The following is a 19,438-nucleotide window of genomic DNA, read 5'->3' on the forward strand; positions in this document are numbered from 1 at the left end:
ATGGGAGCCGGTCACGCGCATCGTCTCTACCGGCACGGCCACTCCCCCGTGCACGCCCTGCCCCCGCACACCAAGCTCGCCGCCACGTTCGCCTTCGTGATCGTGGTGGTGGCCACCCCGCGCGAGGCGATGTGGGCGTTCGGGGTGTACGCGCTGCTGCTGGCCGGCGTCGCCCACCGGGCCCGGGTGCCCGCCGGGTTCCTGCTGCGGCGGCTGCTCATCGAGGTGCCGTTCGTGGCGTTCGCGGTGCTCATGCCGTTCGTGGCCGAGGGGGCGCGGGTGCACTGGCTCGGCCTCTCGCTGAGCGTGGACGGTCTGTGGGGTGCCTGGAACGTCCTCGCCAAGGGCACCCTCGGCGTCGCCGCCTCCGTCCTGCTCGCGGCCACCACCGACCTGCGCGAACTGCTCCTCGGCCTCCAGCGGCTCAAGCTCCCCCCGCTGCTGGTCCAGATCGCCTCCTTCATGATCCGCTACGGCGACGTCGTCACCGACGAGATGCGCCGTATGCGCATCGCCCGCGAGTCCCGCGGCTTCGAGGCACGCGGCGTACGGCACTGGGGCGTCCTCGCCAAGTCGGCCGGCGCCCTCTTCATCCGCTCCTACGAACGCGGCGAGCGCGTCCACCTGGCCATGATGAGCCGCGGCTACTCCGGCACCATGCCGGTCATCGACGAGATCACCGCCTCCCGCACCCAGTGGTCGTACGCCCTGGCCCTCCCGGCGACCGCGCTGGTGGTCTGCCTGGTGGGGTGGGCGCTGTGAGGGGTGTGCTGGGATGGTCGGCGTGAGTACTGCTTCGCTCGAGGTGTCCGGCCTCGCCTTCGCCTATCCCGACGGTCATCAGGCACTGTTCGGGGTCGACTTCTCGATCGCTCGAGGTGAGCGGGTCGCGCTGCTCGGTCCGAACGGGGCGGGCAAGACGACGCTCGTGCTGCATCTGAACGGCATCCTGGGCGGCGGCACCGGCACGGTGACGGTGGCCGGGATGCCGGTCGGCAAGCGGCACATGGCGGAGATCCGGCAGCGGGTCGGCATCGTCTTCCAGGACCCCGACGACCAGCTCTTCATGCCGACCGTGCGCGAGGACGTGGCGTTCGGCCCGGCCGCCGCCGGAGTCAAGGGCGCCGCGCTGGAGGAGCGGGTGCGCGGAGCGCTGGAGCGGGTCGGCATGGCGGAGTTCGCCGACCGTCCCCCGCACCATCTGTCCTTCGGGCAGCGGCGTCGGGTGGCGGTCGCGACCGTCCTCGCCATGGAGCCGGAGATCCTGGTCCTGGACGAGCCGTCCTCCAACCTGGACCCCGCCTCCCGGCGCGAACTCGGCGACATCCTGCGCTCGTTGGACGTGACCGTCCTCATGGTCACCCACGACCTGCCCTACGCCCTGGAGCTGTGCCCCCGCTCGCTGATCCTCAGCGACGGCGTGATCGCCGCGGACGGACCGACCGGCGAGCTGCTCGGCGACGACGCGGTGATGCGGGCGCACCGGCTGGAGCTGCCGTTCGGCTTCGACCCGAAGGCCGTGACGCGGGGCGCGTGACATGTGAGCCGTGTCCCACCGAGGAATCGAAGGCGACGCCCCCGTGTTTCACTCGTGAGCGCAAGCCAGTGAAGGGGCTCGGGTGTGGAAGCGAACGTGAACGGCACGGTGGCCGAGGGTTTCGAGGCGGTCGGGGAGGCGTTCGCGGCGAACTTCGCCCGGCTCGGTGAGCGCGGCGCGGCGGTCACCGTCTACCGGGACGGCCACCGGGTCGTCCATCTCTGGGCGGGCACGCGGGACGTGGACGGCACCGAGCCCTGGCAGGAGGGCACCGCCCAGGTGATCCGCTCCGCGACCAAGGGCGTCGTCGCCGCCGGGCTCCTCCTGCTGCACCAGCGCGGCGAACTGGACCTGGACGCCCCGGTGGGCGAGTACTGGCCGGAGTACAAGGCGAACGGCAAGGAGCGCACCCTCGTACGGCACCTGCTCGCACACCGCGCGGGCGTGCCCGTCCTCGACACCCCGCTCACCCCCGAGCAGGCCGCCGACCCCGGCGTCGGCGCGGCGGCCGTCGCCACCCAGGCGCCGGTGTGGGAACCGGGCACCGCGCACGGCTACCACGCGCAGACCTACAGCTGGCTCACCGGCGAGCTCGTCCGCCGTGTCACCGGCCGCCCGGTGGGCGAGTGGATCGCGGACGAGATCGCCACTCCGGTCGGCTCGGACCTCTGGCTGGGCCTGCCCGGACAGGAGCAGTCCCGCGCCGGCCGGGTAGGCCCGGTGGAGCCGCCGCGCATCGAGGGCGCGCTCCGCACCCGCCCCAAGCGGGCGGTCGCCGACGCCTACGCCGACCCGGACTCGCTGACCCGCCGCGCCTTCGCCGCGATCACCCCGCTCCCGGACGAGAACGCCCCCGCCTACCGAGCCGCCGCCCTCCCCGCCTCCAACGGCATCGCCACGGCGGACGGCCTGGCCCGGGTGTACGCCTCGCTGATCGGCGAAGTGGACGGCGGAGTACGCCTGTTCACCCCGCGAACGATGCGGCTGTCCCGCACGGAACAGTCGGCGGGCCCGGACCAGGTCCTCGTGGTGAACACCCGCTTCGGTCTGGGCCCGATGCTCCACGGCCCCGCCTCTCCCCTCCTCACCCCCGACTCCTTCGGCCATCCTGGCCGAGGCGGCGCCCTGGGCTTCGCGGACCCGGAGTCCGGCATCGCCTTCGGCTACGTCACCAACGGCTTCCAGCCAGGCGTGACGGCGGACCCGAGGGCCCAGGCACTGGTACGGGCTCTACGGGAGACGCTGCGCGCCTGAGCGGAACGCAGGAGAGACCCACGCCCCGCAGCCGACGGCGGAAACCAGACGGGTGCCCCCGAACCGCACGGCGGACGCACCGGTTCGGGACACAGCCCGCCGGGCCGGCCCCGCACCGCACGCAGGCGCGACGGAAGCGACCACGGCCGCAGGACGGACGACGAACGGCGCCCGACGGACGACGCCCGCGCCCGCTACACGTGGATCGGATGCGAGATCCGCCCCGAGTCCTCGTCGATCTCCTCGTGCGCCTTCTCCAGCAGCCGCATGGCGAGTTCGTTGAGCGCACGGGCGCCCGCGATCTCCTCGCCGACCCGCGGCTGGTTGTTGTCGACCTGGTGCCGGGTCGCGTGCCCGTGCGCACGCACCTCGCTGCCGTCGGGCAGACGCACCATGGCCACCGCGCGCGTGTGCTGGTCGTCCTCCATGAACTCCAGCTCTATGTGCCAGCCCACAGCGGTGTGCATCATGACGACCACCTCCGGAAAACCTCTGCTTCCAGGGTGCGTCAGCACGCGGCGAATCTCATGTCGGAGGCCGCGGAGGGCGCCCGGTCAGTCCTCCGTCTTCTCCTCGAAGCTGGCGAAGTACGCCGCAGCCATGTCCTCCGCCCCATGCCCCTGCGCGGCCGCACGGGCGAAGCGCTCGGCCGTCGCCTCGGCGAGGTCGAGCCGTACGCCCCCGCGCTCGGCCGCCGCCAGGATCAGCCGCGCGTCCTTCTCGGCGGTGGCGACGGCGAAGGAGGCCGGCGTCAGCCTGCCCTCGAGCACGAGCGCGCTCTTGGCCCGCAGATAGCCCATGTCCAGCGGCCCGCCCTCGATCAGCGAGAAGAAGGACTGCGGGTCGACACCGAGCGCCTGGGCGAGAGCCAGCACCTCGCCGGTCGCGGCGGTGACGGCGAGCACCCAGTCGTTGGCGACGAGCTTGAGGCGGCTGGCGCTCGCCTCCGCGCCGTCCTCACCGGTCCACACGGTCCTGGAGCCGACGGCGTCGAAGACGGGCGCGAGCGTGGCCCGGCCCTCCTCGGGGCCGGCCGCGAGGACGGTGAGCGCCCCGGCCTCGGCGGGCTCGCGGGTGCCGAGGACGGGGGCGTCGTAGAAGAGGAGGTCGTGCTCGCGGGCGAAGGCGGCGAGTTCGCCGGTGCGTTCGGTCCCGGCGGTGGTGCACTGGGCCCACACCGTGCCGGGGCGCAGCGCGGGTACGGCCTCGCGCATCACGTCCAGGACGGTCCCGCCGTCGTACAGCATGGTCAGGACCACGTCGGCGCCCTCGACGGCCTCGGCGGGCGTGCCGGTGACGCGGACGCCGTCCTCGGCAAGGGGTTCGGCCTTGGCGCGGGTGCGGTTCCAGGCGCGGACGCCGAGTCCGGCGCGTGCGAGGTTGCGGGCCATGGCGGCGCCCATGATGCCGGTGCCCAGTACGGCGACGGTCGGCTGTGCGGTCGTCATGTGACGGCTCTCCCTGTCGGTGCGGTGGAGGTGCTTCCGGTTGCTCGTGCCCCATCCTGCCCGCAGTCACCGCACGGCCGGCCGTGACGCATCCGGCGCATCCGGACCCGGCTCAGCCGGTCTGCCGATGCTGCTGGAAGAACTCCGCCAGTTCCTCGGCCGTGGGCTTGCGCGTCGCGTCGGCTGCGGCCTCGGCGCTGCGCGGGAACAGCACCCGCTCGTACGCGGCGAGCGCCGCCTCGACGTCGCCGGGGTGTGCGGCGATGGCCTCACCGAGTTCGGCGCCGTCCAGCATGGCGAGGTTGGCGCCCTCGCCGTTGGGCGCGGAGAGGTGCGCGGCGTCACCGACGAGGGTCACACCGGGCACGCGGTCCCAGCGGTGGCCGATGGGCAGCGCGTAGTGGGGGCGCAGGACGGGGGCGGTGTCGGAGTCGGTGATGAGGGCGGTGTACTCCGCTGCCCAGCCGTCGAATTCGGCCGCGATCCGGGCGGTGGCCTCGGCGGTGTCGGTGAAGTCGACGCCCGCGAACCACTCCAGGGACCTGGTGAGCATGGCGTAGGTGTGGATGGTCTCGCCGCTCTCGCGGTGCGCGGCGATGGTCTGCGCGTCGTCGTCGGGGTCGAACACGCCGAACGATCCGCCGCCCACCATCTTCGCGACGGCCGGGTGCCGGGTCTCCACGTCGTACAGATAGGTCTCGACGAACGCCTCCCCGACGTACGCGGGCGTGGCGTCGGACAGCAGCGGCCGTACGCGCGACCACGCGCCGTCCGCGCCGACCAGCAGCCCGGTCGTCACGGAGGTGCCGTTCTCGAAGCTCACCTCGTGCCGGCCGTCGGGGAGCGTGCGGACGGCGGTGACCTTGTGCCCCCAGCGGACGGTCCCCTCGGGCAACGCGTCGAGGAACATCCGCCGCAGCTCCCCGCGCTGCGCCTCGGGCCGCCCGCCCGTCCCGTCGTCACCCTTCTCCAGCAGCACGCTCCCGTCCCGCCGGACGAACCGCATCGCCTGCCGCCCCTCCAGCACGATGGCCCGGAACTCGTCCATCAAGTCGGCCGCCTTGAGGGCAAGTTGCCCGTTGTAGTCGTGGATGTCGAGCATCCCGCCCTGCGTACGCGCCGCCGGGGACGCCTCCGCCTCGTACACGGTGGCCGCCACCCCGTGCACCCGCAGAACCCGGGCCAGTGTCAGTCCGCCGAGTCCGGCGCCGATGATCGTGGCATGAGTGGTCATGGAGAGCTCCTCGCCGATCGCGGGCCGGCCGGGCGGGTGCCCGGCCGGTGCTCCACCAACGTGTCAACGGCGGCCGACACCCCGCCGACATCCCCCTGACAGCCCCGACACCCGGCCGACACGGCACGGTCTCCCGGCGTCGGTTCACCCCGCGTGCAGCATCAGCCCGATCCCCAGCACCAGCAGTCCCGCCGCCGCGATCCGGGGCGCGCCGAAGCGTTCCTTGAAGAAGAGCGCTCCGATGGCCGCGCCGACGATGATCGAGGACTCTCGGAGGGCGGCGACGGGGGCGAGGGGGGCGCGGGTCTGGGCCCACAGGACGAGGGCGTAGGCGGCGACGGAGAGGGCGGCGCCGAGGAGGCCGAGGCCGGCGTGGGGGCGGAGTTGCCGCACCATGTCGCCGCGTACACGCAGGTACGTGTACGCCGGGATGACCACGCCCTGAAGGGCCATCAGCCAGGCGATGTAGCCGAGCGGGGTGTGCGCCTGGCGGACGCCGAGGCCGTCGAGGACGGTGTACGAGGCGATGGTGAGACCGGTGGCGACGGCGGCGCCGATGGCTTTCCAGTCGGGGCGCCGGCCGCGCAGTCCCCAGAGGCTGACCCCGGTCAGGCCCACGCAGGAGACGACCACCCCGGCCGCCGCCCAGCCGCTCGGCACCTCGTGCGCGAACAGCGCGGCGAGCACGGTCACGACGAGCGGGGCGGTGCCGCGCGCGAGGGGATACGCCTGCCCGAAGTCCCCGAGCCGGAACGAGGTCATCAGCAGCGCGTAGTACGCGACGTGCACCCCGGCCGACACGAGCAGGAACGGCCATGAGGGTCCGGCGGGAAACGGTGCGAACAGGGCCATCAGCAGCCCGATGATCAGACCGCCCCCGGCGATGAGGGTGAACCCGGTCAACTTGTCGTCGATCCGGTGCGCGATGGCGTTCCACCCGGCATGGGTGAACGCGGCGAGCAGGACGGCGGCGGTGACGAGCGGCGTCACCGGTCAGGACCAGTCGTCGTCATACGCGGCACGCTAACGGATCACTGCGTGGCCTGTACAAGGGGTTTGGGTGTCATCCGGGCGGCGGTGGGGTGTCCGGCGGAAACGGCGAACGGCCGGTGAGGTGCTCCTCACCGGCCGTTCCCCTCACGAGCGCCCAGCCACAGCCCGGGCGCCGGCCCCGCTCAGGCGTGGACCAGCTCCGGCTTCGGGTCCTCGTCGGGCTGCGTGCGCAGCCCCTCGCCCTCCACGTCCACGTTCGGCAGGGCCCGGTCCAGCCAGGCCGGGAGCCACCAGGCGCGGCGGCCGAGGAGGGACAGGACGGCCGGGACGATGGCCATGCGGACGATGAACGCGTCGAAGAAGACGGCGATCGCGAGGCCGAAGCCGATCATCTTGATCATCGCCTCGCTGGAGCCGATGAAGCCGGAGAACACGGCGATCATGATGACGGCGGCGGCGGTGACGACCCGGGCGCCGTAGCGGAAGCCGGTGACGACGGCCTGGCCGGGGTTCTCCCCGTGGACGTACGCCTCGCGCATCCGGGTCACGAGGAAGACCTCGTAGTCCATGGCGAGTCCGAAGACCACGCCGACCATGAAGATCGGCATCATCGACATGACCGGGCCGGTCTGCTCGACGTTCATCAGGCCGGACAGCCAGCCCCACTGGAAGACCGCGACGACCGCGCCGAGGGCGGCGAGCACGCTGAGCAGGAAGCCGAGGGCGGCCTTCAGCGGGACCAGGACCGAGCGGAAGACGACGATCAGCAGCAGGAAGGCGAGGCCGACCACCAGGGCGAGGTACGGCAGCAGCGCGTCGTTCAGCTTCTGGGAGACGTCGATGTTCATCGCCGTGGCTCCCGTGACCAGCAGCGTCGCGTCGGTCGCGGTGGTGATCCCGTCGCCCTTGCCGCGGATCGCGTGCACCAGGTCCTCGGTGGTGGCCGAGGACGGCTTGGACTTCGGTACGACCGTGATGATCGCGGTGTCGCCCGCCTTGTTGGGCGTGGGCGGGGTGACGGTGACGACGTCCTTGAGGCCCTTGATCTCGTCGCCGACCTTGTTGAACGCGGCCTTCGGGTCGTCGCTCCTCTTGGCGTCGACCACGACCATCAGCGGGCCGTTGAAGCCCGGCCCGAAGCCCTCGGAGAGCAGGTCGTAGGCGCGGCGCTGGGTGGTGGAGACGGGCTGGGAGCCGTCGTCGGGCAGGCCGAGTTCGAGGGAGGCGGCCGGTACGGCGGCGGCGCCGAGGCCGATGACGCCGAGCAGCAGCACGGCGACCGGGCGGCGGACGACGAAACTCGCCCACCGGGTGCCCATGTTGGGGCGGCCCGCCTTCGCGGACGCACGACCGCCGCCCAGCAGCCTGCTCTTCTCGCCCGCCGGCTTGACCGTACGGCCGGCGTAGCCGAGCAGCGCGGGGATCATGGTGAGCGCGATGAGGACGGCGATGGCGACCGTGCCCGCGGCGGCCACGCCCATCTTGGTCAGCATCGGGATGTTGACGACCGAGAGGCCGACCAGGGCGATGACGACGGTGAGGCCCGCGAAGACCACCGCCGAGCCCGCCGTGCCGACGGCGCGTCCCGCCGCCTCCTCGCGCTCGCGGCCCTCGGCCAGCTCGGCGCGGTAGCGGGAGACGATGAACAGGGCGTAGTCGATGCCGACCGCGAGGCCGATCATCGTCGCCAGGGTGGAGGTGGTGGAGCCGAGGTCGAGCGGCTTGGCCAGCGCTGTGATCGCGGAGACGCCGATGCCGACGCCGACGATCGCGGTGAGCAGCGGCAGCCCGGCCGCGATCAGCGAGCCGAACGTGATGACCAGCACGACCGCGGCGATGCCGATGCCGATGACCTCACTGGAGCCGGTCTCGGGGGTGGCGTTGAGCGCGTCGCCGCCGACCTCGACGGTGAGCCCGGCCTTGCGGGCGTGCCCGGCGGCCTCCTTGAGGGCGTCCCGGGAGGCGTCCTTCAGCTCCATGCCGGAGACCTTGTACTTCACCGAGGCGTAGGCGATCGTGCCGTCCCGGCTGACGGTGTGTCCGGCGTAGGGGTCGGCGACGGAGGCGACCTCGGAGCCGGAGGACAGCTCCTTGACCGTCTTCTGGACGGCCTTCTTCTCGGCGGCTTCGGTCATCTTGTGCCCGGCGGGCGCCTTGAAGACGACACGGGCGGTGGCGCCGTCGGCGCTCATGCCGGGGAAGCGCTGTTCCAGCAGGTCGAAGGCGCGCTGCGCCTCGGTGCCCGGGATGGAGAAGGAGGAGTTCCCGGCGGGCGGTGCGGAGGCGGCGCCCACCCCGGCGAGGGTGAGCAGCGCGATCCACAGCAGGGCGACGAAGTGCCGTCGCCGGAAGGCGAACCGGCCTAGTTTGTAGAGATAGGTGGCCACGAGGGCGTACTCCCGGTCAGGTCGTGACGGGCATCTGGGCAGGGGGGATCAGCCCGGCGACGTGAGCGGTGACGTCAGGTGGTGGGCTTGCTGGGGAAGTTCTCGGGCGTTGTCGGTGAACGCGGGGTCAGGAAGCGGGGACGCCGAGGGCGGGGAGGACCACGGCGTCGATGTACGAGCGCAGGAACGCCTGCGTCGGCGGCTGTTCGTCGACGAGCGCGCGCGTCGCGAACGCGCCGATCATCATGTGCACCACGAACGGCAGCGCCGGGTTGTCCGGCGCCACCTCGCCCCGCTCCACGGCCCGTGCGACCATCGCGCGCAGCGCGGTCATCTCGGGCTCGACGAGATGCTCCCGGAAGGCCGCGAGCAGGTCGGGGTTGTTGTGGACGGCCATGGCCAGGCCCCGCATCAGGGCGCTGTTCTGCTCCATGGCGCAGTCGTCCTCGTGACCGACGATCGCGTGGAAGTCGCCGCGCAGCGAGCCGGTGTCCACGTCGGAGATCCGGCCCGGCTTCCCGTGCCGTATGGCGCGGGCGACCAGCTCGGCCTTGCCGCCCCACTGGCGGTAGAGGGTGGCCTTGCTGGAGCGGGTGCGGGCGGCGACGGCGTCCATGGTGAGGGCGTCGTAACCGACCTCGCGCAGCAGGTCGAGCACGGCCTCGTACAGCTCGGCGGCGCGCTCCGGCGTGAGCCTGCTGCGCCGCGCGGTGGCGGCATCGGTCATCAGTCTCACCCTCCCGCTGGTCAACGACACGGTCCCGTAGGGGACTTCATGCACAAGTCGCTACGGCACAGCGTAGGAGACCTCGCATGGGACGAAGGTAGCGCAGCCCTCCGCGAAACGAAACCGTTTCGTACGTGTCCTGCGTCACGGGCGCCCGGGTCAACCGGAGCGGCCCACCCGGCGTCCCCCGAAGAGCCCGTCTCCGCCGCGACGGGAAAGCCCGAGTTGCCCCGCCCCCGCCGCCGGAAAAGCATGGATGGGTGAGCTATCTGCGCCTTCCCCACATCAACGGCGATCAGCTGTGCTTCGTGGCCGAGGACGACCTCTGGCTGGCGCCCCTGGACGCGCCGGGGCGTCCCTGGCGGCTCACGGCGGACCGCACCAAGGCCGGCCACCCGCGCTTCTCGCCGGACGGCAGCCGGATCGCGTTCACGAGCTGGCGCAGTCTGATGCCCGAGATCCACCTGGTCGGCACCGACGGCGGCCCCGCGCGGCAACTGACGTACTGGGGCACCGCCGACACCCAGGTGTGCGGCTGGACGCCCCCGGACCAGGGCGGCCGCAGCGACATCCTGGCCGTCGCCTCCCACGGCCAGCCCTTCTCGTACTTCAGCTGGGCCCACAAGGTGCCCACCGACGGCGATCCGGGCGGCCGCCTGCCCTGGGGACCGGTCGGCGACATCCAGGTCGCCGACATCGACGGCGAGCACATGACGCTGCTGCTCACCGGCACCCCGCCGCACGAGATGGCCTCCTGGAAGCGCTACCGGGGCGGCGCCACGGGCCGGCTCTGGCTCCAGGGGAAGCGGCTCCTGGAGGACCTCGACGGCCAGCTCGGCTCCCCGATGTTCGTCGCCGGGCGCATCGCGTTCCTCTCCGACCACCAGGGCATCGGCAATCTCTACTCCGTCGCCATGGACGGCTCCGACCTGCGCCGCCACACCGACCACGACGCCTTCTACGCCCGCCACGCCTCGACCGACGGCGACCGGGTGGTCTACCAGTGCGCGGGCGACCTGTGGATCGTGGACGACTTCTCCCCCACCGGCACCCCGCGCAAGCTGGACGTCCGGCTCAGCGGGCCCAGCCCCGGCCGCCGCCCCTACCAGGTGCCCGCCGCGCACAACGTGGACGGCCTGTCCGTGGACGAGACCGGGCGGGCCAGCGCGGTCGTCGTGCGCGGCAGCCTGTACTGGCTCACCCACCGCGACGGCCCCGCCCGCACCATCGCCGACACCCCCGGCGTCCGGGTCCGGCTGCCGGAGATGCTCGGCTCCACCGGCCAGATCGCCTACGTCACCGACGCCGAGGGCGACGACGCGATCGGCATCGCCCAGCTGCCCCGCGCGAGCGGCGACCGTGAGCCCCGGCTGCTGGCGCAGGGCAGGCTCGGGCGGGTCCTGGAGATGGTCTCGGACCCGGAGGGCGAGCGGATCGCCGTCGCCTCCAACGACGGGCGGCTGCTGCTGATCGACGTGGCCGAGAACGCCGGGGACGGCGAGCGCGCCGAGGGCCCCGAGCCGGGCACCGTCACCGAGCTGGTCCACTCCGTCAACGGCCCGGTGCGCGACCTCGCCTTCTCCCCCGACGGCGCCTGGCTCACCTGGTCCCACCCGGGCATCGGCCGCTCGCTGCGGCAGATCAAGCTGGCCCGCATCAAGGACCGGATGGTCGTGGACGTCACCAACGGCCGCTTCGAGGACGAGAACCCGGTCTTCACCAGCGACGGCCGCTATCTCGCCTTCCTGTCCTGGCGCGGCTTCGACCCGGTCTACGACGTGCACACCGGCGACCTGTCCTTCCCGCTCGGCTCACGCCCGTACCTCGTCCCGCTGTCCTCCGCGACGCCCTCGCCCTTCGCGCTGAACCCCGAGGGGCGCCCGGCGGCGGGCGGGCTCGACCCGCTGGAGAGCGAGAGCGGCGAGGGCGGCACGGTGACGGTGGAGCTGGAGGGCCTGGAGAACCGGGTCACGCCCTTCCCGGTGATCGCCTCCAAGTACTCTGCGCTGCGCCCGGTCGCGGGCGGCGGACTGGTCTGGCTGCGCTGGCCGATCTCCGGCGCGCTCGGGGAGACCTTCGTGAACCCGGCCGACATCTCCGGCCGCCCGACGCTTGAGCACTTCAACCTCAGCAAGGCCAAGAAGTCCGAACTCGTGGGCCATCTCGACTGGTTCGAGGTCAGCGGCGACGGCACCCGGCTCGTGGTGGTCGACGAGGGCGAGCTGCGCGCGGTGCCCTCGACCGAGCCCGGCGACAGCGACACCACCGTCTGGATGGACCTGCGCCGCATCCTGCACGAGGTGGACCCCGGCGCCGAGTGGCGGCAGGCGTACGGCGAGGCGGGCCGGCTGATCCGGGAATACTTCTGGGCGCCGAACATGTGCGGCGTCGACTGGGAGGGGGTCCTGGAGCAGTACCGCCCGCTGGTCGAACGGGTCGCCTCCCCCGACGAGTTCGCGGACCTGCTGCGCGAGGTCCTCGGCGAACTCGGCACTTCGCACGCCTACGTCACCCCCGCCCGGCGCAGCGAGGGCCCGCCGCACTACCAGCGGCGCCAGGGGCTGCTGGGCGCCAACTTCGTGCGCAGGGACGGCAACTGGGTGATACGGCGCATCCTGCACGGCGACTCCTCCGACTCCCGGGCACGCTCCCCGCTGGCCGGCACCGGCATCCGCGAGGGCGCGGTGCTGACCCACGTCAACGGCCGCCCGGTCGACCCGGTGACCGGTCCGTACCCGCTGCTCGCGGGCTCCGGCGGCACCACCGTGGACCTGACCTTCACCCCGCCGCCGGGCGAGCCGGGCGCCCCGCGCCGGGTCGCGGTCGTGCCGCTGATCGACGAGCGCCCGCTGCGCTACCAGGACTGGGTGGCGGGACGCCGCCAGGTGGTGCGGGAGCTGAGCGGCGGCAAGTGCGGCTATCTGCACATCCCCGACCTGGGCGGCTCGGGGTGGGCGCAGTTCAACCGCGACGTGCGCCTCGAGGTCTCGCGGCCGGCGCTGATCGTGGACGTGCGCGGCAACGCGGGCGGTCACATCAGCGAGCTGGTCATCGAGAAGCTGACCCGGAAGATCCTCGGCTGGGACCTCACCCGGGACGCGCAGCCGGTCTCGTACGCCTCCAACGCGCCCCGGGGTCCGGTCGTGGCACTGGCCGACGAGGCGACCTCCTCCGACGGCGACATGATCACCGCGGCGTTCAAGCTGCTGGGGATCGGCCCGGTGGTCGGGCAGCGGACCTGGGGCGGAGTCGTCGGCATGACCGGGCGGCACCGGCTCGGGGACGGCACGGTCATCACGGTGCCGATGAACGCGGCCTGGTTCGACGAGTACGGCTGGTCCGTGGAGAACCGGGGCGTCTCGCCCGACCTGGAGGCGCTGCGCACCCCGCTGGACTGGGCCGAGGGCCGCTACGCCCAACTGGACGACGCGGTGCGTCTCGCGCTCGACATGCTGGAGACGACTCCGGCCGCCGTGCCGCCCGACTACAGCGACGTACCGGACCGCTCGCGGCCGAAGCTGCCACCGCGCGAGGAGAGTTGAGAGAGCCGCGAGTAAGGCGCCGGACGAGGGGCGCGAAGCGGAGGCCACGGGAGGAGTGCACACTCCCCGCCACTTACAAGCTATAGCGCAAGGGGGGCCTTGCGGCAAGGCCCCCCTCATGCCGCAGAATCGCTCGCCGAGCCCAGAACCTGCGGAAATGAGTGATCCACTACATGTGTGCGCTGCTGTCCGAGCGTGAGCCCGCGCCGGAGTCCCGCGCGTTCGACCTGCCCGACCGGCTCGCCGCCAAGGCCGATCCGGCACTGATCGCCGCCGACGAGCGGCACTTCGCGGCCATCGCCGCGAGCCTGGAGCAGACCGTCGCCGAACTGTCCGCGAGCATCGACGCGCTGCGCCGGGCGCCCGGCGGGGTCGGCCGGGAGGTGCTGGAGCGGGACCTGGAGATCCACCGGCTGACCGCCCGGCTGCGCGCCCTGCGCCGCTTCGGGCTCGACCTGTGCCTCGGCCGGGTCGTCCACGCCGACGACCCGGAAGGCGCCGAGCCCGTCTACATCGGACGGCTCGGCCTCACCGACGGCGACGGCCGACGGCTGCTGGTCGACTGGCGCTCCCCCGCCGCCGAACCGTTCTTCGCCGCCACCCACGCCCGGCCGATGGGCCTCGCGAGCCGCCGCCGCTACCGCTGGACGCGCGGCAGGATCAGCGACTACTGGGACGAGGTGTTCACCGCCGAAGGCCTGGAGCACCACGCCGCCCTGGACGACCAGTCCGCGTTCATCGCCACCCTCGGCAGCAACCGCTCGGAGCGGATGCGGGACGTGCTCGCCACCATCCAGTCCGACCAGGACGCCGTCATCCGCGCCTCCTCGCGCGGCGCCCTCGTCGTGGACGGCGGCCCCGGCACCGGCAAGACCGTCGTCGCCCTGCACCGCTCCGCCTACCTCCTGCACTCCGATCCGCGCCTCGGGCACCGCAAGGGCAGGGTGCTGTTCGTCGGCCCGCACCAGCCCTACCTCAACTACGTCGCGGACGTGCTGCCGAGCCTCGGCGAGGAGGGGGTGCGGACCTGCACCGTGCGGGACCTGGTCGCGGAGGGCGCGGGAGCGGGCACCGAGGCCGACCCCGACGTGGCCCGCCTGAAGTCCTCGGCGGAGATGGTGAAGGCGATCGAGAAGGCGGTGCGTTTCTACGAGACCCCGCCCAGCGAGGGGCTCACCGTCTCCACCCCCTGGGCCGAGCTGCACCTGACCGCCGCCGACTGGGCCGAGGCGTTCGAGGCCGCGGAGGCGGGTGTCCCGCACAACGAGGCCCGCGACCTCGTCTGGGAGGCCCTGATCACGATCCTCCTGGACAAGCTCGACGTGGAGGTGCCGCTCAAGCTGTTCCGCCGGGCGCTGGCCGCCGACGCCGAGCTGACCGGCACCCTGCGGCAGGCATGGCCCCTGCTCGAAGCCGCCGACCTGGTCGGTGACCTGTGGACCGTCCCCGCCTATCTGCGGATGTGCGCCCCCTGGCTCACCCCGGACGAGGTACGCCTGCTGCGCCGCGCGGACCCGCAGGCGTGGACGGTGTCCGACCTGCCCCTGCTGGACGCGGCCCGGCAGCGGCTGGGGGACCCGGAGACCGCCCGGACCAAGCGCCGCCAGGCCGCCACGGCGGCCGTCGAGCGCGAGCGCATGGCAGCCGTCATCGACAGCGTCATCGCGGCCGACCCCGACGGCGAGGGCGCGGTGACCATGCTGCACGGCCAGGACCTCAAGGACAGCCTGGTCGACGAGGACGCGCTGCCCGCCCTCACCACGGACGAGCTGGCCGGTCCCTTCGCGCACATCGTGGTGGACGAGGCCCAGGAACTGACCGACGCCGAGTGGCAGATGCTGCTGCTGCGCTGCCCGTCCCGCAGCTTCACCATCGTGGGCGACCGCGCCCAGGCACGGCACGGCTTCACCGAGTCGTGGAAGGAGCGGCTCGCGCGTGTCGGTCTCGACCGGGCGGAGGTGGCCTCGCTGAGCATCAACTACCGCACGCCGGAAGAGGTGATGACGCAGGCGGAGCCGGTGATCCGCGCCGCGCTGCCGGACGCCAACGTGCCGGTCTCCGTGCGGTCCAACGGGATTCCGGTCACCTACGGCGCGGTGTCCGAGCTGGAGGAGGTCCTTGACGACTGGCTGGCCGGGCACGCCGAAGGGACCGCCTGTGTCATCGGCGATCCCGGATTCACGGAACGGCCCCGCGTCCGGTCGCTGACACCGGAGTTGGCGAAGGGCCTGGAGTTCGACCTGGTCGTGCTGGTGGAGCCGGAGGCGTTCGGGGCGGGCATCGAGGGCGCGGTGGACCGCTACGTGGCGATGACCCGGGCGACGCAGCGGCTCGTCGTCCTCTCGGGCGCGTAGCGCAGGACGGCCGGGGCGGGGTGCCCGGTGGCCTACCGGGCACCCCGCCTTCACGGCTGACGCCGGACGTCGCCCTTAGGCGCTGTGGTCCGGGTCGAAGCGGTCCTCGCGGTGGTCGCGGTGCGCCTCGTGGGCACCGGCCTGGCGGGCGTCGCGCTCCGGACGGCCGTCACGCTGCTGCTGACCACGCTGACCGGCGGCCTTCTCGCGGCCCTGGGTCGCCTTGTCGCGGGCCTGCCCAGCCTTCTCGCGGGCCTGGCCCATCTTCTCCTTGGCCTGGTCCTGAGCCTGGCGGGACTTCTCCTGGATCTGGTCCTTCATACCCATGTGGGTTCACATCCCTGGTGGGGTGAGGGGGAATCGGCCCTTGCTGGGCCTCGACCAGATTCACACGACCGAACACGGAGCGCATGTCGATCAGTTACGCTGCGTAGCCCTCTCCGCCTCGTCCGCCGCTCCGCCCGCCCCCACCAGGCCGGAGCGCATCCCCGCCAGGCGGTCGGCGTAGCGGCGCATCTCGCGCTGCCCGACCGTGCCGATCAGCGCCGGGAGGTAGCCGCGCACGCCCTGCATCCCGCGCAGCCACCACTGCCCGTACACATGCGCCGAGCGCCGCTCGATGCCGTCCGCGATACGGTCCACCGCCGGGCCGAGCGGATAGGTCTTGTTCGACGGCCAGGGCAGCCGCTGCCTCAACTCCCGCATCACGTCGTCCTGATCGGCGCCGCGCACCATGTCGGTGTCGGTCCAGGACAGATACGCGACGCCCACCCGCACGCCCTGGTAGCCGACTTCGGCGCGCAGGCTGTGCGCGTACGCCTCCACGCCCGACTTGGAGGCGCAGTACGCCGTCATCATCGGCGCCGGGGTCATCGCGGCGAGCGAGGCGACCTGGAGGAGATAGCCCCGGCTCTCGGTGAGCAACGGCAGGAAGGCGCGGGCGGTGACGGCCGAGCCGATCAGGTTCACCTCGATCACCCGGCGCCAGGCCACCGGGTCGGAGTCCGCGAACGGACCCCCGTTCGCCACACCGGCGTTGGCGACCACGATGTCCACCTTGCCGAAGCGCTCCTTGACCTCCCGGGCGACCCGGCTCATCGCCTCGTGGTCGGTGACGTCGGCGTACCAGTAGCCGCCCTCGCCGTGCAGCCGCTCGGAGGCGGCCTTGAGCTCCTCCTCCTCCAGGCCGACCAGCGCCACCGTCGCCCCGCGCGCGGAGAGCTTGCGCGCCAGCAGCTCCCCGACGCCGCGCGCCGCCCCGGTGACGACCGCGACCTGTCCTTCGAGACCCACCCTGCTCATGCGCCCTCCTCCAGCGATGCGGGGGCGTTCCCCGCGACGTACGTGGTGACGAGTTCCCTGATCCGGCCGGTCACAGCCGCCGGTGCCTCCACCGGGGTCATGTGGCCCGCGCCGGGCAGCTCCTTCAGGCCGGCACAGCGGGGCAGCGCGGCGACCAGCGCGTGGGCGTGCTCCACGGGGGTGAGCCGGTCGGCGGTGCCGTGCAGCACCTCGGTGGGCACGGTCAACTGCCGTACGCCGTGGTCAAGATCGAGGGTGTCCAGGACCGCGCCCCAGGTGTACCGGGCGGTGCGCGGGCAGCCGTGCACGATGCGGGCGCAGGCGTCCACCATGTCCGGGGCCGAACCGGCGCCCATGGTCGCGTACTTGAGGACCGCGCGGGCCACCGGCGTGACCGGGCCGAGCGGGGCGCGCGAGCCGAGGACGCGCCCGCTCAGCCAGGTGCGCACCCGCCCGGCGGGCAGCGGTACGACGCGGGCGCGGGCGGTGAGTCCCGAGCTGCCGGTGCTGCACAGCAGGACGGCGGCCGCGTGCTCGCGGAAGCGGGGGCGGCCGGCCGCGGCCATGACGGTCATGCCGCCCATGGAGTGGCCGACGATCAGGGCCTGTTCGCCGGGCGCGAGGGTGTGGGCGAGGACGGCTTCGAGGTCGTCGGCGAGCGTGTCCGTGGAACAGGCCGGGCTCAGCGGGCTGCGTCCGTGGCCGCGCTGGTCGTAGGCGATCACCCGGTGGTCGCGCGCCAGGTCCCGTATCTGCGCGGCCCAGAAGGCGGTGGAACAGGTCCACCCGTGGGCCAGGACGACGACCGGGGCGCCCTCGGGCCCGTGCACCTCGACGTGCAGCCGGGCGCCGTCGGCGGAGATCACGTCCACGGTGCGGTCGGGAACGGGCGGGGCGTAGGGGCCGGTGGCGACCGGCGCGGGGCGGCTCACGCGCCGGCCTCGCTGCGGGCGGCCTGCTTCTCGGCGGCGGGCTTCTCCGCCTCGGACGCCTTGGGTGGCACCGCCTCCCGGGCGCGGATCACCTCGTACTCCCCGAGGTCCACCCGGCGCACCGCGCGGCGGAACTCGGCGGTCGTGCCCGGCCAGAGGGTGGTGTTGCGGCCGCTGGCGTCGAGGTACCAGCTCGTGCAGCCGCCGTTGTTCCACACCGTGCGCCGCATCCGCTCCTGCACCCGGTCGTTCCAGGCGTCCACGGCGGCCGGACGGGCGTCCAGGGCGGCCCGGCCGCCGAGCACGTCGAGCTGGCGCAGATAGTCGGCGAGGTAGTTCAGCTGGGACTCGATCATGAGGATCATCGAGGAGTTCCCGAGGCCGGTGTTGGGCCCGATGATGCTCAGCCAGTTGGGGAAGCCCGCGGCGGCGCCGCCGCGCAGCGCCTGCATCCCGCCCTTCCAGGACTCCGCGAGCGTGACGCCGCCCACGCCGACCACGCGCTCGGCGATGGGCATGTCGGTGACGTGGAAGCCCGTGCCGAAGATGATCGCGTCGACCTCGGTCTCGGTGCCGTCGGCGGCGACCACGGTCGAGCCGCGGACCTCGCCCAGCCCGCTGGCGACCACGTCCACGTTGGGCCGGGCGAGCGCCGGGTAGTAGGCGTTGGACAGCAGGATGCGCTTGCAGCCGATGCGGTAGTCCGGGGTGAGCTTGGCGCGCAGGACCGGGTCCTTGATCGCGCGCGCCATGTTCCGCCGGGCGAGCCGCTCGACCAGCCCGAGTTCGTCGGGGTGCTTGGTGAACGCCTGCACCTGGAGTTCCCGGATGCCCCACAGCAGCCCGCGCCGCAGCCGGGTGGTGAAGGGCAGCGCCTGGTGCAGCCGCCGCTCGGCGCCGCTGATGGCGCGGTCCACGCGGGGCATCACCCAGGGCGGGGTGCGCTGGAAGAGGGTGAGGCGCCCGACCTCCGGCTGGATCTCGGGGACGATCTGGATGGCGGAGGCGCCGGTGCCGACCACGGCGACGCGCTTGCCGCGCAGGTCGTAGTCGTGGTCCCAGCGGGCGGAGTGGAACACCTTGCCGGGGAAGGAGTCCAGGCCGGGGATCGCGGGGATCTTCGGGTCGGACAGCGGCCCGGTGGCGGAGACCACCACGTCGGCGGAGAGCGGACCGCTCGCCGTCTCGATGTTCCAGCGCAGCCGCTCCGCGTCCCAGGTCATCAGCTTGACCTCGGAGTCGAAGCGCAGATGCGGGCGCAGCCCGAAGGTGTCCGCGACGTGCTCCAGGTAGGCGCGGATGTGCTCCTGCCCGGAGAAGGTGCGCGGCCAGTCGGGGTTGGGGGCGAAGGAGAAGGAGTACAGGTGCGACGGCACGTCGCAGGCGCAGCCGGGGTAACTGTTGTCCCGCCAGGTGCCGCCCACCCCGCTCGCCCGCTCCAGGACGACGAAGTCGGTGATCCCCTCGCGGCGCAGCCGCACGGCGGCCCCCAGGCCGCCGAAACCGGACCCGATCACCGCCACCCGTACATGCTCGTGCTCGGCCATCCCGAAGCCTCCACGCATCAGCTTGGACTCTGCCAGTGAACACTGGCGCAATGGGACTGTAGAGCAGCTCCGTACCGAGCGGTAGGGGGCACGGAAGGAAAGTTACCGGCGGTACGCCATAGGCTGCGGGCGTGACGGAAGAGGGCGGACACAGCGCGGAGCAGACCGGCGGCGTACGCGA

General features: G+C 72.8%; 15 protein-coding genes. 5 read left to right on the top strand and 10 right to left on the bottom strand.

Annotated elements, in window-relative coordinates; genetic code table 11:
• From cbiQ to ACWEEU_RS00715, 3 genes are all read left to right on the top strand, one after another.
• The gene (gene cbiQ / locus ACWEEU_RS00705; RefSeq protein ID WP_451727012.1) at positions 1 to 762 is read left to right on the top strand and encodes a cobalt ECF transporter T component CbiQ; all 762 of its coding nucleotides are present in this window, start codon (positions 1 to 3) and stop codon (positions 760 to 762) included.
• 13 nt (positions 763 to 775) lie between these two features.
• Positions 776 to 1,537, top strand: coding sequence for an energy-coupling factor ABC transporter ATP-binding protein (locus ACWEEU_RS00710; protein WP_451727015.1), 762 nt, complete (start codon positions 776 to 778; stop codon positions 1,535 to 1,537).
• An 84-nt stretch (positions 1,538 to 1,621) separates the two neighbouring features.
• Complete coding sequence (locus tag ACWEEU_RS00715; RefSeq protein WP_451727018.1) at positions 1,622 to 2,791, top strand: serine hydrolase domain-containing protein; 1,170 nt, start codon at positions 1,622 to 1,624, stop codon at positions 2,789 to 2,791.
• Between the two features lie 194 nt (positions 2,792 to 2,985).
• On the opposite strand, the gene ACWEEU_RS00720 is transcribed toward ACWEEU_RS00715, so the two are convergent.
• From ACWEEU_RS00720 to ACWEEU_RS00745, 6 genes are all read right to left on the bottom strand, one after another.
• Positions 2,986 to 3,261 (bottom strand): DUF1876 domain-containing protein, encoded by a 276-nt coding sequence (locus ACWEEU_RS00720; RefSeq protein WP_199585545.1) that lies wholly within the window; start codon positions 3,259 to 3,261, stop codon positions 2,986 to 2,988.
• Positions 3,262 to 3,345: 84 nt separating this feature from the next.
• Positions 3,346 to 4,305 carry an NAD(P)-dependent oxidoreductase gene (locus ACWEEU_RS00725; protein ID WP_385743277.1) on the bottom strand — a complete coding sequence of 320 codons (960 nt, stop codon included), beginning with the start codon at positions 4,303 to 4,305 and terminating at the stop codon, positions 3,346 to 3,348.
• Between the two features lie 46 nt (positions 4,306 to 4,351).
• Positions 4,352 to 5,473, bottom strand: a complete 1,122-nt coding sequence (locus ACWEEU_RS00730; protein WP_451727022.1) for an FAD-dependent oxidoreductase — start codon at positions 5,471 to 5,473, stop codon at positions 4,352 to 4,354.
• Between the two features lie 144 nt (positions 5,474 to 5,617).
• Positions 5,618 to 6,463 carry an EamA family transporter gene (locus tag ACWEEU_RS00735; RefSeq protein WP_451727025.1) on the bottom strand — a complete coding sequence of 282 codons (846 nt, stop codon included), beginning with the start codon at positions 6,461 to 6,463 and terminating at the stop codon, positions 5,618 to 5,620.
• A 185-nt stretch (positions 6,464 to 6,648) separates the two neighbouring features.
• Positions 6,649 to 8,853: an MMPL family transporter gene (locus tag ACWEEU_RS00740; RefSeq protein WP_451727028.1), complete on the bottom strand. Its 2,205-nt coding sequence runs from the start codon at positions 8,851 to 8,853 to the stop codon at positions 6,649 to 6,651.
• 127 nt (positions 8,854 to 8,980) lie between these two features.
• The gene (locus tag ACWEEU_RS00745; protein WP_385743235.1) at positions 8,981 to 9,580 is read right to left on the bottom strand and encodes a TetR/AcrR family transcriptional regulator; all 600 of its coding nucleotides are present in this window, start codon (positions 9,578 to 9,580) and stop codon (positions 8,981 to 8,983) included.
• Positions 9,581 to 9,840: 260 nt separating this feature from the next.
• Here ACWEEU_RS00745 and ACWEEU_RS00750 point away from each other — a divergent pair, with 260 nt between their 5' ends.
• Together ACWEEU_RS00750 and helR are read left to right on the top strand one after the other, a co-directional pair.
• A complete protein-coding gene (locus ACWEEU_RS00750; RefSeq protein WP_451727032.1) occupies positions 9,841 to 13,122 on the top strand; it encodes a S41 family peptidase in 3,282 nt (1,093 codons plus the stop codon).
• A 173-nt stretch (positions 13,123 to 13,295) separates the two neighbouring features.
• The gene (helR, locus tag ACWEEU_RS00755) at positions 13,296 to 15,476 is read left to right on the top strand and encodes an RNA polymerase recycling motor ATPase HelR (RefSeq protein WP_385743279.1); all 2,181 of its coding nucleotides are present in this window, start codon (positions 13,296 to 13,298) and stop codon (positions 15,474 to 15,476) included.
• Between the two features lie 75 nt (positions 15,477 to 15,551).
• On the opposite strand, the gene ACWEEU_RS00760 is transcribed toward helR, so the two are convergent.
• The 4 genes from ACWEEU_RS00760 to ACWEEU_RS00775 form a co-directional block, all read right to left on the bottom strand.
• Positions 15,552 to 15,803 carry a hypothetical protein gene (locus ACWEEU_RS00760; protein ID WP_385743239.1) on the bottom strand — a complete coding sequence of 84 codons (252 nt, stop codon included), beginning with the start codon at positions 15,801 to 15,803 and terminating at the stop codon, positions 15,552 to 15,554.
• Positions 15,804 to 15,893: 90 nt separating this feature from the next.
• Positions 15,894 to 16,778 (bottom strand): SDR family oxidoreductase, encoded by an 885-nt coding sequence (locus tag ACWEEU_RS00765; RefSeq protein ID WP_385743241.1) that lies wholly within the window; start codon positions 16,776 to 16,778, stop codon positions 15,894 to 15,896.
• Positions 16,775 to 17,710 (bottom strand): alpha/beta fold hydrolase, encoded by a 936-nt coding sequence (locus tag ACWEEU_RS00770; protein WP_385743242.1) that lies wholly within the window; start codon positions 17,708 to 17,710, stop codon positions 16,775 to 16,777. The genes ACWEEU_RS00765 and ACWEEU_RS00770 overlap by 4 nt, the downstream gene beginning before the upstream one ends.
• Positions 17,707 to 19,257 carry a flavin-containing monooxygenase gene (locus ACWEEU_RS00775; protein WP_385743243.1) on the bottom strand — a complete coding sequence of 517 codons (1,551 nt, stop codon included), beginning with the start codon at positions 19,255 to 19,257 and terminating at the stop codon, positions 17,707 to 17,709. The genes ACWEEU_RS00770 and ACWEEU_RS00775 overlap by 4 nt, the downstream gene beginning before the upstream one ends.
• Between the last annotated feature and the right edge of the window lie 181 nt (positions 19,258 to 19,438).

It is taken from the genome of Streptomyces sp. NPDC005004, from assembly GCF_053600675.1.

Coding starts and splice junctions, on each gene's coding strand:
- cbiQ (WP_451727012.1), top strand. CDS start 1: ATGGGAGCCGGTCACGCGCATCGTCTCTACCGGCACGGCCACTCCCCC.
- ACWEEU_RS00710 (WP_451727015.1), top strand. CDS start 776: ATGGTCGGCGTGAGTACTGCTTCGCTCGAGGTGTCCGGCCTCGCCTTC.
- ACWEEU_RS00720 (WP_199585545.1), bottom strand. CDS start 3,261: ATGATGCACACCGCTGTGGGCTGGCACATAGAGCTGGAGTTCATGGAG.
- ACWEEU_RS00730 (WP_451727022.1), bottom strand. CDS start 5,473: ATGACCACTCATGCCACGATCATCGGCGCCGGACTCGGCGGACTGACA.
- ACWEEU_RS00745 (WP_385743235.1), bottom strand. CDS start 9,580: ATGACCGATGCCGCCACCGCGCGGCGCAGCAGGCTCACGCCGGAGCGC.
- helR (WP_385743279.1), top strand. CDS start 13,296: ATGTGTGCGCTGCTGTCCGAGCGTGAGCCCGCGCCGGAGTCCCGCGCG.
- ACWEEU_RS00760 (WP_385743239.1), bottom strand. CDS start 15,803: ATGGGTATGAAGGACCAGATCCAGGAGAAGTCCCGCCAGGCTCAGGAC.
- ACWEEU_RS00765 (WP_385743241.1), bottom strand. CDS start 16,778: ATGAGCAGGGTGGGTCTCGAAGGACAGGTCGCGGTCGTCACCGGGGCG.
- ACWEEU_RS00775 (WP_385743243.1), bottom strand. CDS start 19,257: ATGGCCGAGCACGAGCATGTACGGGTGGCGGTGATCGGGTCCGGTTTC.